Here is a 14,471-nt window from a genome sequence, read left to right as displayed (position 1 = left end):
CCTTCGCCACTGGTGTTCCTTCCTATATCTACGCATTTCACCGCTACACAGGAAATTCCACCACCCTCTACCATACTCTAGCTCGACAGTTTTGAATGCAGTTCCCAGGTTGAGCCCGGGGATTTCACATCCAACTTAACGAACCACCTACGCGCGCTTTACGCCCAGTAATTCCGATTAACGCTTGCACCCTCTGTATTACCGCGGCTGCTGGCACAGAGTTAGCCGGTGCTTATTCTGTCGGTAACGTCAAAACACTAACGTATTAGGTTAATGCCCTTCCTCCCAACTTAAAGTGCTTTACAATCCGAAGACCTTCTTCACACACGCGGCATGGCTGGATCAGGCTTTCGCCCATTGTCCAATATTCCCCACTGCTGCCTCCCGTAGGAGTCTGGACCGTGTCTCAGTTCCAGTGTGACTGATCATCCTCTCAGACCAGTTACGGATCGTCGCCTTGGTGAGCCATTACCTCACCAACTAGCTAATCCGACCTAGGCTCATCTGATAGCGCAAGGCCCGAAGGTCCCCTGCTTTCTCCCGTAGGACGTATGCGGTATTAGCGTCCGTTTCCGAGCGTTATCCCCCACTACCAGGCAGATTCCTAGGCATTACTCACCCGTCCGCCGCTCGCCACCAGGTACAAGTACCCGTGCTGCCGCTCGACTTGCATGTGTTAGGCCTGCCGCCAGCGTTCAATCTGAGCCATGATCAAACTCTTCAGTTCAAACATCTTTGGGTTTTGAGAAAACCCTAAACTTGGCTCAGCAATCGTTGGTTACATCTTTGATTTCTCGCGGAGTAACTTGTGATGCTGATAATCTGTTGACTAGCAGTCTGACTCCACAAGCACCCACACGAATTGCTTGATTCAGTTGTTAAAGAGCGGTGGGTTGAGCCTTTCGTCTCAACCGAGGCGCGCATTCTACAGCGCCCCGTGTATCTGTCAAGCGGTTATTTTAAGAAGCTTTCAAAGTTTCGCTTGGAAATCCTTAACAACTTCAACCACTTGCGCTTCCGATCTCTCGTTAGCGGGAGGCGAATTCTACAGCGTTACTCGCTGCTGTCAACACCTCTTTTTTACCGCTTTCGACCGAGAAGATCGAACCGTCGATAGCGCCCAACAAACCGGCCTACCCACTCCTTCCGTGCTTCGATGAACTGAAGCGAAGCACTTACCGAAACTTGGTTAACTCGTTGAAACTCAAGGAGTTTTCCGTTTCGACTGCGCCGGAAGTGGGGCGAATTATAGACATCCAGAATTTGCCGTCAACCGTTATTTTCAGCTTTACGTAGATTTCAGCGTAATACGTGCGAAAGCCTTCTTGCCGGCCTGGCACACATGAGTAGAGCCCAGCTTATATATGTAGGTGCGATCCACCACCTCACCATCTATACGCACACCTCCCGAACCCAGGAGGTCCCGCGCCATTGCGGCATTCTTGACCAAACCTGCCTTATTAAGCACCGCAGCGATCGGCATATCCTCAGCGGCGATCAACTCGACCTCAGGCAAATCATCCGGCAACTCGCCATCTTTCATGCGGTTACCTGCTGCACGATGAGCATTGGCCGCAGCCTCCTCACCATGGAAACGCGCAACGATTTCCTCGGCCAACTTGATCTTGATGTCACGCGGATTCGCCCCAGCCTCCACATCTGCACGGAACCCATTGATCTCGTCCATGGACCGGAAACTCAACAGCTCGAAATAACGCCACATCAGAACATCAGGAATAGAGACCAATTTGCCATACATGACGCCTGGCGCTTCCTGGATGCCGACGTAGTTGCCCAGGGACTTGGACATCTTCTTCACGCCATCGAGCCCTTCCAGCAAAGGCATGGTCAGGATGCACTGAGCCTCTTGGCCATAACCGCGCTGCAGTTCACGCCCCATCAACAGATTGAACTTCTGGTCGGTTCCGCCAAGCTCAACGTCCGCGCGCAACGCGACCGAGTCATAACCCTGTACGAGCGGGTAGAGAAACTCATGAATGGCGATTGGCTGGTTGGTTGTGTAGCGCTTGTCGAAATCATCACGCTCGAGCATGCGAGCGACAGTGTATTGGGACGTCAGGCGAATGAAATCAGCCGGCCCCATCTGATCCATCCAAGTAGAGTTGAAAGCCACCTCAGTCTTGGCGGGGTCAAGAATCTTGAAAACCTGAGTCTTGTAGGTTTCCGCGTTGTCGAGAACCTGCTCACGGGTCAACGGTGGGCGTGTCGCGCTCTTCCCGCTCGGATCACCGATCATCCCGGTGAAGTCACCTATAAGAAAGATGACCTGGTGCCCAAGGTCCTGGAACTGGCGCAGCTTATTGATAAGCACGGTATGGCCAAGGTGCAGGTCAGGCGCCGTCGGATCGAAACCAGCCTTGATGCGCAGCGGCTGCCCGCGCTTGAGCTTTTCGATCAGCTCGGACTCGACCAACAGTTCTTCCGCACCACGTTTGATCAGCGCTAGCTGCTCTTCAACCGACTTCATAACAGACCCGTAAGGCTCAGATTCAAAGGGCCCCAACCATACAAGATCGCGCACCAAATACAAGGTTTGCCGGGCATGAGGAAGCCCATCCAACAGAACAGAAGGCTCGCGGGCTTGCTTCGCAGGGGTTTTGGTTATATTTTATACAGTTATTTCATCTTCATCATGTCATTCATCTTTTCCAATTCATTTTTTAAAAGTCAAAATTACTTATGACCTCAGAACCGTCTAAAGCGCCGCCGCTTTACCCGAAGACCCACCTGCTTGCTGCAAGTGGCATCGCAGCCCTCCTTAGCCTGGCGCTCCTGGTGTTTCCCTCCAGCGATGTTGAAGCCAAAAAGACGACTTTGAGTCTCGAACTGGAAAGCCCTGCTGAACAACTGACACGAGAACAAGACGCCGCCGAAGCCGTTCAGGCCACAAACGAACCGGCCGCCTCTCCTTTTGCGCAGATTGAAAACAGCCCGGAAGATACTGCCCAGGCTGCAGCACCTGTCGCAGAAGAACAGAAAGGACCGGACCATCGCGAAGTGATCGTTGCGAAAGGCGACACGCTCTCTACCCTTTTTGAAAAGGTCGGCCTGCCCCCGACTGCCGTCCATGAAATCCTGGCCAGCGACAAGCAAGCCAAACAATTCGCCCAACTGCAACGCGGCCAGAAGCTGGAATTCGAACTCGATCCAGAAGGCCAACTGACCAACCTGCACACCAAGCTGAGCGATCTGGAAACCATCACCCTGACCAAGAACGACAAGGGTTATGTGTTCAACCGCGTCACCGCCAAACCTACCGTTCGCTCAGCCTACGTTCATGGCGTCATCAACAGTTCGTTGTCTCAGTCGGCAGCGCGCGCCGGCCTTTCCCATAGTCTGACCATGGACATGGCCAATGTGTTTGGCTACGACATCGACTTTGCCCAGGACATTCGCCAGGGTGACGAATTTGACGTCATCTATGAACAGAAGATGATTAATGGGAAGAGCGTCGGCAACGGCCCGATTCTTTCCGCGCGCTTCACCAACCGTGGAAAAACCTACACCGCGGTGCGCTACACCAACAAACAAGGCAATAGCAGTTACTACACCGCCGACGGCAACAGCATGCGCAAGGCATTCATCCGCACACCGGTTGATTTCGCCCGCATCAGCTCGAAGTTTTCCGCCGGTCGCAAGCATCCGATCCTGAACAAGATCCGCGCCCACAAAGGTGTCGATTACGCCGCTCCTCGCGGTACGCCAATCAAGGCTGCCGGTGATGGCAAGGTACTGCTGGCCGGACGTCGCGGCGGGTATGGCAATACGGTGATCATCCAGCACGGCAATACCTATCGCACGCTGTACGGTCACATGCAGGGCTTTGCCAAAGGCGTGAAAACGGGCGGCACCGTCAAGCAAGGCCAAGTCATCGGCTATATTGGCACCACCGGCCTGTCCACCGGTCCGCACTTGCATTATGAGTTCCAGGTCAACGGCGTCCACGTCGACCCGCTTGGCCAGAAATTGCCGATGGCCGATCCGATTGCCAAGGCCGAGCGCACGCGCTTCCTGGCTCAGAGCCAACCCTTGATGGCTCGCATGGATCAAGAGAAAGCCACGATGCTAGCCTCGAGCAAGCGCTAAGTCATGGCGCTTTATATCGGTGTGATGTCCGGGACCAGCCTGGATGGCTTGGATATCGCACTGGTCGAACTGGAGCCGGCGATCAAATTGATCGCCACCCACTACATCCCCATGCCCACCGCCCTGCGCACCGAGCTGCTCGAATTGTGCACCAGCGGGCCCGACGAGATTGCTCGCTCGGCGATTGCCCAGCAAAACTGGGTAAAGCTGGCCGCACAGGGCATACACGCCTTACTCAACGAACAGAAACTCAAGCCGGCGGACATCACGGCAATTGGCAGCCATGGCCAGACCATTCGCCATGAGCCGGCCCGTGGATTTACCGTGCAGATCGGCAATCCAGCATTGCTGACTGAGTTGACCGGCATCACCGTCGTTAGCGATTTCCGCAGCCGTGATGTGGCTGCTGGCGGACAAGGCGCCCCACTCGTTCCTGCGTTTCACGAGGCGCTGTTTGAAGAGCGAGTCGGAAATCGCGCCGTTCTGAACGTCGGCGGCTTCAGCAATCTCAGCCTGATAGAGCCCGCGAAACCCGTGGCCGGTTTCGACTGCGGTCCGGGGAACGTATTGCTCGATGCCTGGATACTTCAACAACGAGGCGAGCACTTCGATCGCGATGGCCAATGGGCCGCCAGCGGGAAAGTCGAACCAGTCCTGCTGAAGACCCTGCTCAGCGACCCGTTCTTCGTCACCAAGGGGCCGAAAAGCACTGGGCGTGAAGTCTTCAACTTGCCTTGGCTGACCCGGCATCTGTCGCAGCTGCCAGGCATCGCCCCGCAAGACGTACAGGCCACGCTGCTCGAACTCACTGCCCTGACGATTGTTGAATCACTGCAACATGCCCAGTCAAATACCCAAGAGTTGTTGGTCTGCGGCGGCGGCGCGCACAACCACACGCTCATGAAGCGCCTGGCTGACTTGCTGCCGCATGCTACCGTCAACAGTACTGCAGTTTACGGCGTTGATCCGGATTGGGTCGAAGCCATGGCCTTCGCCTGGCTTGCCCATTGCTGCCTTGGCGGTATTCCAGGCAATCGCCCAAGCGTCACAGGCGCCCGCGGCCTGCGCGTTCTCGGCGCTATCTACCCGGCCTGAGGTCAAAATTGCAGGCAACAAAAAACCGCAGTGCCGTAAGGCACCCGCGGTTTTTTTATGAAGCTATCAGATCGAGAATGAAGAGCCGCAGCCACAAGTAGTGGTAGCGTTTGGATTCTTGATCACGAAACGCGACCCTTCCAGGCCCTCCTGGTAATCCACCTCGGCCCCGGCCAGATACTGGAAGCTCATCGGATCGACCACCAGGCTCACGCCTTCGCGCTCGACAATGGTGTCATCCTCAGCCACTTCTTCATCAAAAGTGAAGCCGTACTGGAAACCTGAACAACCGCCGCCCGTTACAAATACGCGCAGCTTCAAACGATCATTGCCCTCTTCATCGACCAGGCTCTTCACCTTGTGCGCGGCACCTTGGGTGAATTGCAAAGCCGTGGGGGTGAAGGTTTCGACGCTCATGCTGAATATCTCCCGGCGCTTACGCCGCCATAATGCGTGATGGCGGGCATTATCCGCTTCTCCTACAAAATTGGTCAACTATTAGAAAAGCAACGGCAGCTACAAGCCCGAGCCTATAGCTGCCGCGGTGAAGCTTGCAGTTGCGGTTACGGCAACATCCCTGCGTGGGACAGGCCCAGGCGTTCATCCAGGCCGAACAGGATGTTCAGGTTCTGCACTGCCTGGCCGGACGCACCCTTGACCAAGTTGTCGATGACCGACAATACCACTACCAGGTCGCCATCCTGCGGACGATGCACGGCAATCCGGCAAACGTTCGCACCACGCACGCTGCGGGTCTCAGGGTGGCTGCCGGCGGGCATTACGTCGACAAACGGCTCATTGGCGTAACGCTTTTCAAACAACGCCTGCAGGTCCACCGAACGGTCGACGACGGTCGCATACAGGGTGGAATGGATACCACGTATCATCGGTGTCAGGTGCGGCACGAAGGTCAGGCCGACATCCTTGCCCGCTGCCCGGCGCAACCCTTGGCGAATCTCCGGCAGGTGGCGGTGCCCCTTCACCGCGTAGGCCTTCATGCTTTCCGACGTTTCGGAATACAGCGAACCGACACTGGCGCCACGCCCGGCACCGCTGACACCGGACTTGCAGTCGGCAATCAGCCGCGAGGTATCTGCAAGGCCGGCTTCCAGCAGCGGCAGGAACCCCAGTTGCGTTGCAGTCGGGTAGCAACCAGGGACAGCGATCAGCCGTGCCTGCCTGATTTTCTCCCGATTGACTTCCGGCAGCCCATAGACCGCCTCGTCAAGCAGCTCCGGCGCGCCGTGAGGCTGGCCGTACCACTTGGCCCATTCGTCGGCGTCCTGCAGGCGGAAGTCCGCTGACAGATCGATGACCTTGGTTCCGGCGGCGAGCAATTCGCCTGCCAGCGCGTGAGCCACGCCGTGGGGGGTGGCGAAGAACACCACATCGCAGGCGCCAAGGGTCTTGATATCCGGAACACTGAATGCCAGGCCATCATAATGACCACGCAGGTTCGGATACAGGTCGGCGACGGCCAGGCCGGCCTCGGATCGGGAGGTGATGACCACTACCTCAACCTGCGGATGCTGTGCCAGCAGACGCAGCAGTTCGACACCGGTGTAACCCGTGCCGCCGACAATACCGACCTTGACCATAGACCTGCCCTCAACGAACCCACTGGAAAGCCGTCGATGATAGGGGGCACGCGTCGCCGCGACAACCGCCAAGGTGACGTGTGGCCGCTCTAACCTCTACTATCGGCCTACCGTGAATCTGGGAATAACCAAAAATGCTCTATCTGTGGCTCAAAGCACTTCACATCGTCAGCATGGTCTGCTGGTTTGCCGGCCTGTTCTATCTGCCTCGCCTGTTTGTCTATCACGCCCAAAGCGAAGACAGCGTCAGCAAGGAACGCTTCAGCATCATGGAACGCAAGTTGTATCGCGGCATCATGGGTCCGGCGATGATCGCTACCCTGGTGTTTGGCATCTGGCTGCTCAGCCTTAACGCCGGCGCCTACTTCACTCAAGGCGGCTGGATGCACGCCAAGCTCACCCTGGTGGTATTACTGATCGGTTATCACCACATGTGTGGAGCCCAGGTGAAGCGCTTCGCCCGTGGCGAAAACACCCGCAGCCATGTCTTTTATCGCTGGTTCAATGAAATACCGGTCGTGATATTGCTGGCTATCGTAATTCTCGTCGTGGTCCGGCCGTTCTGATTTCAAACGCACACTGACCCGGGGTACCTCCAATGTCACTGCCCGCCTTGCTTGAACAACGTCTGCGGCTGCCCGTCGTGGCAGCACCCATGTTTCTCATTTCCAACCCCCAATTGGTGCTGGCCTGCTGTCGCAACGGTGTAGTCGGCAGCTTTCCGGCCTTGAACCAACGCGAGAGCAGCGGCTTCAAGGCGTGGTTGGAAGAAATCGAAGCGGGCTTGGCCAATCTGGAAAACCCGGCCCCCTACGCGGTCAATCTGATCGTTCATAACAGTAATCCACGGCTTCAGGCCGACCTGGCGATCTGCATCGAACACAAGGTGCCGATCGTCATCACCAGCCTGGGCGCAGTGAAAGAACTGGTCGATGCGGTCCATGGCTATGGCGGACTGGTCTTCCACGATGTGACGACTCGCCGCCATGCCGAAAAAGCCGCCGAAGCAGGCGTCGACGGCCTGATTGCCGTCGCGGCCGGTGCGGGTGGGCATGCCGGGACCTGGAGCCCGTTCGCACTGGTTGCGGAAATCCGGCAATTCTTTGATAAAACCCTGCTACTCGCAGGATGCTTGAACCACGGCCATCAGATCCTGGCGGCTCAAATGCTCGGCGCGGATCTGGCCTACTTCGGAACGCGCTTTATCGGCACGATCGAAAGTCACGCGTCCGACGCTTATAAAGAGATGTTGCTCACATCCAAAGCCGCGGACATCGTGCATACTCCCGCTGTATCTGGAGTGCCGGCCAGTTTCATGCGCCAGAGCCTGGAAAGTGCCGGCTTCGACCTGGCCGCCCTGCAAGGCAAGGGTGCGTCGGGCTCCGATTCGAAACTCAAACCGCTCAATGATGAAGCCAAGGCCTGGAAAACCGTATGGTCCGCAGGTCAAGGCGTGGGCGAGATCGATGATTTGCCAAGCGTCGACCAACTGATCGCACGCCTGGATGAAGAATACCGCCAGGCGCAAGCGCGGGCGGCACAGCTTGGCGGCCAATGGCCCCGCTGAAACCCACCACAAATACAACTTGGAAAGACAAGGATGCCAGGCATGAGCGAAAACCGCTTCAACATTGTATTCGACGGGGCTTTGCTGCCTGGCGTCGATACAACTACCGCCAAGCTCAATCTCGCCGAACTGTTCAAAAGCGATGTCAGTGCCATAGAACGTCTGTTCAGCGGTCGCAAAGTGTCCCTGAAGCACAACCTCTCCCAGAATGAAGCGCAGCAGTATCTGGAAGCGCTCCATAAAACCGGGATCGATGCACGGATCGAAACGGAACCGTCCCTCCAACTGAACCTTGGCGAAGTGCAGGAATCGCCCCAGTCGAGTGCGCGTCATCCCGAGTCGGTCATCGACCCAGTCTCTCCCTACGCGCCTCCCCGGGCACAGGTAGGTGAAGCATTCGCCGAGTACGGCACGCTCAAGCCCTTCAGTTTCGAAGGCCGTATCGGGCGCCTGCGCTACCTGGCATGGACCATGGTTTTGACTCTGGCCGTCCTGCCGCTGGTCGGCCTGGGATTCTGGCTCGCCACGACCTGGCTCCTCGCTTCCGATTCGATAGCGGGGCTGATCGTCGGCGGCCTGGTCGCTGCCGTGGTTGTGCTGGCTTTTGCCTTCGTGAGTATCCAGTTCAACGTCCAGCGCCTGCATGACCTCGGCTGGTCAGGTTGGTTGTGGCTGATCAACCTCGTGCCTTTCGTGGGCAGTATTTTCCCGTTCATCCTCATCATCGCCCCGGGCAATACCGGCGCGAACCAATACGGCCCACCTCCGCCACGCAATACCACGGCAGTCAAAATACTTGCGTCGCTCTGGCTGGTGATGATCGTGTTGATTTTCATGGCCACGTTTGCCGGCATCTTCGGAGCCCTCCAGGATTACGACAGCAGCGACGTAAGCAGCTATGAGAGCAGCGAATACAGCGACCAGAGCGCCGAAGAACCCGCCGTCGAGGCAGCCGAGCCCGCCTCGCCTTCTGTAGACTATCAAGAAGAAGAGGAACAATAAGCGTACTTCGTGCCGGTGACTGCCCATCCACCGGCGCGAAGCCGTTGCGATGGAGAACCGCATGACCCGTTACGCTCTGATCACTGGCGCCTCCAGTGGTATCGGCCTGGCCATGGCCGAAGCACTGGCTCGGCGCGGGCGCAACCTGTTACTGGTAGCTCGACAGCGCGATCGGCTGGAAAGCATTGCGATCGAACTGACCCAACGATTTGGCGTGGAGGTTTTGTTTCGGGCCTGCGACCTGAGCGAGCCCCTGCGGCTTTCAGGTTTCCTGCTCGAGCTGGAGGAAGGTGAACGCCAGATCGACCTGCTGGTCAACTGCGCCGGCATCAGCACCTGCGGTCCGTTCCTGGGCCAGGACTGGATGACCGAGCAAGACCTGATCGAGGTGAACATCCTTGCCCTGACCCGCCTTTGTCATGCCGTAGGCAATAGCATGGCGTTGCACGGAGGCGGTCAGATTCTCAACGTTGCTTCTATCGCAGCGTTCCAGCCTGGCCCCTGGATGAGCACCTATCACGCCAGCAAAGCCTATGTATTGCACTTCTCCGAAGCCCTTCGAATAGAGCTGAAGAAATATGCAATCAACGTATCGGTACTTTGCCCAGGCCCCACCCAAACTGCCTTTTTTAGCAAGGCCCAGCCCGACGGGAAGACGCTGCGCAGCACTAGCAACTCGATGCCCCCTGAAGAGGTCGCGCTGTACGCCGTCCGTGCACTGGAAAGAAACCGGGCCATCATCATTCCTGGGCGCCGCAATCGCTGGATTGCCCTGCTGCCACGACTAGGGCCGCGCTGGCTGGTTCGAATCCTCGCCGGCAGATCCAACAAAGCCTGTTACGCACGTTGAAGCCCCTTCCCCTGAAAAACCCGGGCTCGATGACCGAGCCTTCAGTAAACTTGGCTCAAACAACTCAACGGAGAAACAGCTGTGGATACTCTGTTTACCAAGATCATCAACCGGGAAATCCCGGCCAGGATCATTTACGAGGATGCTCAGGTCCTGGCCTTCCATGACATTGCCCCACAGGCTCCGGTGCACTTCCTGGTCATTCCGAAAAAGCCGATCCGAACCCTCAACGACCTGACCGAGGAAGACAAGGGACTGGCCGGGCACATCCTGTTCACCGCCCAGCGCCTGGCGCTCGAACTTGGCTGCGAGGAAGGCTTCCGCGTGGTGATGAACTGTAATGAACTTGGCGGGCAGACTGTCTATCACATCCATATGCACGTGCTGGGACAGCGCCAGATGAACTGGCCGCCGGGTTGATACCCTGTTCCAACGCAAATCCTCAGCGGCCGATTGAGTTAGACTGGCCGCCGTGATTTTTTCCGGAGGTAAGCATGACTACCCAACGTCACTACTCGCCCATTGACCGTCTGTTGCTGCAGGCCGATACCGCGATGCGCACGCTGCTGCCTTTCAGTGGCCAACCGTACCGCCCATCACCGGCAATCGTGCAGCCGGAAGTGCAGATGAGCGATGAAGAGACTCGCCATGTCGCTGGGCTGATGCGCATCAACCACACCGGCGAAGTTTGCGCCCAGGCCCTATACCAGGGCCAGGCGCTGACGGCGAAACTGCCGCAGGTCCGGGAGGCGATGGAACAGGCCGCCGAGGAAGAAATCGATCACCTGGTCTGGTGCGAGCAACGTATCCACCAACTGGGAAGCCACACCAGCGTGCTGAATCCCTTGTTCTACGGCATGTCTTTCGGGATCGGCGCAGTCGCCGGGTTGATCAGCGACAAGGTCAGCCTCGGCTTCGTAGCGGCAACCGAACATCAAGTGTGCAAGCACCTAAACGAACATTTGCAGCAATTGCCGGCCGAGGACGAAAAGTCCAGGGCGATTCTCGAACAGATGCGCCAGGACGAAGAACATCATGCTGAAAGCGCGCTCGATGCAGGCGGCTTCCGATTCCCGGCCCCCGTCAAATTCGGCATGAGCTTGTTGGCCAAAGTGATGACCAAGAGCACCTATCGGATCTGACAGCGGACGCGGAACCAAACCTTCAAAACCAAAAAAGGCGACTGTCCATTCAGGGCAGTCGCCTTTTTTTCAGCCGAAACCTTAGCGCGGCATGTTGCGCGCGTAGAAGATCTCCAGCATTTCGTGTTTCACGCGCTCTTCCACCTGGCCACGCTGTTCGATGGACAGGTTGCTGGTGGCGTCACCGAACAGGTAGTTGTCCAGTTCGAAGTCCTTGAGGAGCATTTTCGTGTGAAACAGGTTCTCCTGATACACATTCACGTCGGTCATCTGGTACGCGTCGCGGGTGTCTTCGGAGAGGTAGTTCTGGATCGAGTTGATTTCATGATCGATGAAGTGCTTGTGCCCTTCCACGTCCCGGGTAAACCCACGCACACGATAATCCACCGTCACAATGTCGGAATCGAACTGGTGAATCAGGAAGTTGAGCGCCTTGAGCGGTGAAATGACGCCACAGGTCGACACATCAATGTCCACTCGGAACGTCGCGATACCGTCCACCGGGTGAATTTCCGGGTAGGTGTGTACCGTGATGTGGCTCTTATCGAGGTGGGCCAGGATAATTTCAGGCAACGGGCCCGGCGACTCTTCGATCTGGCTGTCGGTCGGTGTCACCGGCTCTTCCGAGATCAGAATGGTCACGCTGGCGCCTTGGGGTTCATAGTCCTGACTGGCGATGTTCAGGATGTTGGCACCAATGATATCGACAACTTCCGTGAGGATCTGCGTGAGGCGCTTGGCGTTGTACTCTTTATTGATGTACTCGACGTAGGCCTGTTGGTCTTGCGGGGTTTCCGCATAGCAGATGTCATAGATGTTGAAGCTCAAGGTCTTTGTCAGGTTATTGAACCCATGGAGCTTGAGTTTGCTTTTCACCGTTTGAAAACTCTCTGTGTATTGCGGCCTGGCCGCGTGATCAAGCATGCCCGTCAGATGCGAACGACGCACCTGCGTAGGACGGTTAACACCTCTTCGCGATGGCGATTTTGGTTGTCTGTCCAGACAAGTGAGCGGCCGCTGGCCGATCACTGCCCTGAAAAAAGTGGCGCATTATGCAGACGTCAGCTTCTGATCGCCAGAGCTTGCACCGCTTTTGTGATGGTTGGATGTCGATTTAACCCAACTCGATGATTTCATAATCATGGGTGATTTCGACGCCTGCCGCGCCGAGCATGATCGAGGCCGAGCAGTATTTCTCCGCCGACAGCTCAATGGCGCGCTTGACCTGGGCCTCCTTCAACCCTCGGCCCTTTACTACAAAATGCATATGGATCTTGGTGAACACCTTTGGATCCTCGGTCGCGCGCTCGGCTTCCAGAAAAGCTTCGCAGCTTTCCACTGCCTGGCGCGACTTCTTGAGGATGCTGACCACGTCGAAATTACTGCAGCCACCCACACCCAGCAGAAGCATTTCCATTGGTCGAACACCCAGGTTCCGACCTCCGGCATCCGGCGGGCCGTCCATGACAACTACATGACCACTGCCCGACTCACCGAGGAACATGGCTTCGCCAGCCCATTGGATGCGTGCCTTCATCGCCAAGACTCCACTGTCAAAAAAAGGGGGCGCCAGCTTAGCACAGGGCCCCGTCATGGCAGCGGTCGCCTGGCGTTACTTGGAGCTGATACAGCTAAGTAAATTCTCGAATCAATTTTGAACGCCTCTGTTAAGCTGGCGCCCAATCGCTGGCTTATGGCCAGCTTTTTTTGCGAAAGCTATTCGCACCCACAACAACACCAAACCAACACAAAGCGCAGTTTTCCGGGACACAACCATGGTTGCTATTACTCCCACGTCCAAGATCAAGAATCTCGACAAACTCTTGATGCATTGCCAGCGTCGCCGTTACCCCGCCAAGCACAACATCATCTGCGCAGGTGATCGTTCCGACACGCTGTTTTTTATCATCAAGGGTTCGGTCACTATCCTGATTGAAGATGACGATGGGCGAGAGATGATCATCGCCTACCTCAATTCAGGGGATTTTTTTGGCGAGCTAGGGTTGTTCGAACAGGCGGGGAAAGAGCAGGAACGCAGTGCCTGGGTGAGAGCCAAGGTCGAATGCGAAGTTGCGGAAATCAGTTACGGCAAGTTCCGGGAACTGTCGCAGCAAGACCCGGACATCCTTTACGTCCTAAGTGGACAAATCGCACAGCGCTTGCGCAACACCACTCGCAAGGTCGGCGACCTCGCCTTCTTTGATGTAACAGGCCGCGTTGCCCGCTGCCTCCTGGAACTGTGCAAGCAACCCGACGCCATGACTCATCCGGACGGCATGCAGATCAAGGTGACCCGCCAGGAAATCGGTCGGATCGTGGGCTGTTCGCGGGAAATGGTCGGCCGGGTACTCAAGGATCTGGAAGAACGTAACCTGGTCAATGTCAAAGGCAAGACCATGGTGGTGTTCGGAACCCGCTAAAGGCTGTCGAGCAAGTTCTGATAGAGCGTTTGGAGCCGTTCCAGCGCGTGAGGCGCCGGGTATTTTTCATGGAGGGCGATGTGGCTCTCGGCGCGCACGCGCTGCTCCAGGCCACACGCCTCATTGAAACGATTGACCGCATCCACCATGCAGTCGCGTTCGTCTTCCAGCAACAACGCGCCATGCACCAGCCCTACAGGCCGTTGCCCGCCCTTGCTCTGGCGCCAGCGCTGCGCAGTGCCGACCATCTTGCGACCGTCAAGATTGACATTGAAGCGCCCGTCACAAAACGCTCCCTCCACTTCACCCAGCGAAGCGACCCCGCCCAACTCATCGAGCAACTGGCAGATGGGATCGCACAAGCGGCGGTAAGCGATTTCGATCCGACCGTGGTCACCCTCGCTTCGCGGTGGTGCGTAGACCAACGCGATATTGACGGTGGCAGCGGATTGAGGCACCGGCTCACCGCCGGTTTCACGCAACAGCACGGGCCACCCATTGGCGGCCGATACTTCACAAGCCAGCTCGAAGCCAGGCAAACGGCTCAAGCGCCGCGGCATGACCAACGCGCGGTCACTGGGCTGCCAGAACAGCAAGCCGGACTCAGCGTCCCCGGCGCAGATGCTGGCCAGCAGGTCCTGTTCGGCTTGGAGTCCGTTTTCAACGGTGAAGGCTATGGCTGGAGGCATC

Annotated in this window: 15 protein-coding genes and 1 rRNA gene (1 of these 16 cut by a window edge); 9 read left to right on the top strand and 7 right to left on the bottom strand. The window is 57.0% G+C overall.

The features are described 5' to 3' along the window. Positions 1 to 727: ribosomal RNA gene (locus DOCECA_RS25110) — 16S ribosomal RNA — on the bottom strand (it extends 812 nt beyond the left edge of the window). A gap of 561 nt (positions 728 to 1,288) precedes the next feature. Continuing rightward, positions 1,289 to 2,488, bottom strand: coding sequence for a tyrosine--tRNA ligase (gene tyrS / locus DOCECA_RS25105; RefSeq protein ID WP_434609244.1), 1,200 nt, complete (start codon positions 2,486 to 2,488; stop codon positions 1,289 to 1,291). Positions 2,489 to 2,700: 212 nt separating this feature from the next. Here tyrS and DOCECA_RS25100 point away from each other — a divergent pair, with 212 nt between their 5' ends. Further along, positions 2,701 to 4,107 (top strand): peptidoglycan DD-metalloendopeptidase family protein, encoded by a 1,407-nt coding sequence (locus tag DOCECA_RS25100; protein WP_445571247.1) that lies wholly within the window; start codon positions 2,701 to 2,703, stop codon positions 4,105 to 4,107. A 3-nt stretch (positions 4,108 to 4,110) separates the two neighbouring features. Then, positions 4,111 to 5,202, top strand: coding sequence for an anhydro-N-acetylmuramic acid kinase (locus DOCECA_RS25095; protein ID WP_420764844.1), 1,092 nt, complete (start codon positions 4,111 to 4,113; stop codon positions 5,200 to 5,202). Between the two features lie 66 nt (positions 5,203 to 5,268). Here the strand turns inward: DOCECA_RS25095 and erpA are convergent, their stop codons facing one another. Further along, positions 5,269 to 5,619 carry an iron-sulfur cluster insertion protein ErpA gene (erpA, locus tag DOCECA_RS25090; protein WP_420764845.1) on the bottom strand — a complete coding sequence of 117 codons (351 nt, stop codon included), beginning with the start codon at positions 5,617 to 5,619 and terminating at the stop codon, positions 5,269 to 5,271. Between the two features lie 146 nt (positions 5,620 to 5,765). Next, complete coding sequence (gene argC / locus DOCECA_RS25085; RefSeq protein WP_420764846.1) at positions 5,766 to 6,800, bottom strand: N-acetyl-gamma-glutamyl-phosphate reductase; 1,035 nt, start codon at positions 6,798 to 6,800, stop codon at positions 5,766 to 5,768. Between the two features lie 134 nt (positions 6,801 to 6,934). Between argC and hemJ the strand changes: the two genes are divergently transcribed. The 6 genes from hemJ (at position 6,935) to coq7 (ending at position 11,361) form a co-directional block, all read left to right on the top strand. Next, a complete protein-coding gene (gene hemJ, locus DOCECA_RS25080; RefSeq protein WP_434562028.1) occupies positions 6,935 to 7,366 on the top strand; it encodes a protoporphyrinogen oxidase HemJ in 432 nt (143 codons plus the stop codon). A gap of 32 nt (positions 7,367 to 7,398) precedes the next feature. Then, positions 7,399 to 8,367, top strand: coding sequence for an NAD(P)H-dependent flavin oxidoreductase (locus DOCECA_RS25075; RefSeq protein WP_434675457.1), 969 nt, complete (start codon positions 7,399 to 7,401; stop codon positions 8,365 to 8,367). 42 nt (positions 8,368 to 8,409) lie between these two features. Next, positions 8,410 to 9,369 (top strand): DUF805 domain-containing protein, encoded by a 960-nt coding sequence (locus tag DOCECA_RS25070; protein ID WP_445571246.1) that lies wholly within the window; start codon positions 8,410 to 8,412, stop codon positions 9,367 to 9,369. Positions 9,370 to 9,430: 61 nt separating this feature from the next. Next, the gene (locus tag DOCECA_RS25065; RefSeq protein ID WP_445571245.1) at positions 9,431 to 10,219 is read left to right on the top strand and encodes an SDR family NAD(P)-dependent oxidoreductase; all 789 of its coding nucleotides are present in this window, start codon (positions 9,431 to 9,433) and stop codon (positions 10,217 to 10,219) included. Between the two features lie 81 nt (positions 10,220 to 10,300). After that, entirely contained in the window at positions 10,301 to 10,639 is a 339-nt protein-coding gene (locus DOCECA_RS25060; RefSeq protein WP_445571244.1) for a histidine triad nucleotide-binding protein, read from the top strand. A 74-nt stretch (positions 10,640 to 10,713) separates the two neighbouring features. Continuing rightward, positions 10,714 to 11,361, top strand: coding sequence for a 2-polyprenyl-3-methyl-6-methoxy-1,4-benzoquinone monooxygenase (gene coq7, locus DOCECA_RS25055; RefSeq protein WP_420764852.1), 648 nt, complete (start codon positions 10,714 to 10,716; stop codon positions 11,359 to 11,361). A gap of 81 nt (positions 11,362 to 11,442) precedes the next feature. Here coq7 and speD read toward each other — a convergent pair whose 3' ends face one another. After that, positions 11,443 to 12,237 (bottom strand): adenosylmethionine decarboxylase, encoded by a 795-nt coding sequence (gene speD / locus DOCECA_RS25050; RefSeq protein WP_039590886.1) that lies wholly within the window; start codon positions 12,235 to 12,237, stop codon positions 11,443 to 11,445. A 238-nt stretch (positions 12,238 to 12,475) separates the two neighbouring features. Beyond that, positions 12,476 to 12,898 carry an OsmC family protein gene (locus DOCECA_RS25045; RefSeq protein WP_008061600.1) on the bottom strand — a complete coding sequence of 141 codons (423 nt, stop codon included), beginning with the start codon at positions 12,896 to 12,898 and terminating at the stop codon, positions 12,476 to 12,478. Between the two features lie 238 nt (positions 12,899 to 13,136). Here DOCECA_RS25045 and crp point away from each other — a divergent pair, with 238 nt between their 5' ends. Further along, complete coding sequence (crp, locus tag DOCECA_RS25040) at positions 13,137 to 13,781, top strand: cAMP-activated global transcriptional regulator CRP (RefSeq protein WP_420764853.1); 645 nt, start codon at positions 13,137 to 13,139, stop codon at positions 13,779 to 13,781. On the opposite strand, the gene DOCECA_RS25035 is transcribed toward crp, so the two are convergent. Further along, on the bottom strand, positions 13,778 to 14,470 hold the full coding sequence (locus tag DOCECA_RS25035) for a lipoate--protein ligase family protein (RefSeq protein ID WP_434649882.1): 693 nt from the start codon (positions 14,468 to 14,470) through the stop codon (positions 13,778 to 13,780). The genes crp and DOCECA_RS25035 overlap by 4 nt on opposite strands. Between the last annotated feature and the right edge of the window lies 1 nt (position 14,471).

The sequence above is a fragment of the Pseudomonas sp. E102 genome (assembly GCF_052660185.1).
Note: the sequence above shows the minus strand (reverse complement) of the source record. Positions and strands in the feature narration are given on the sequence as shown.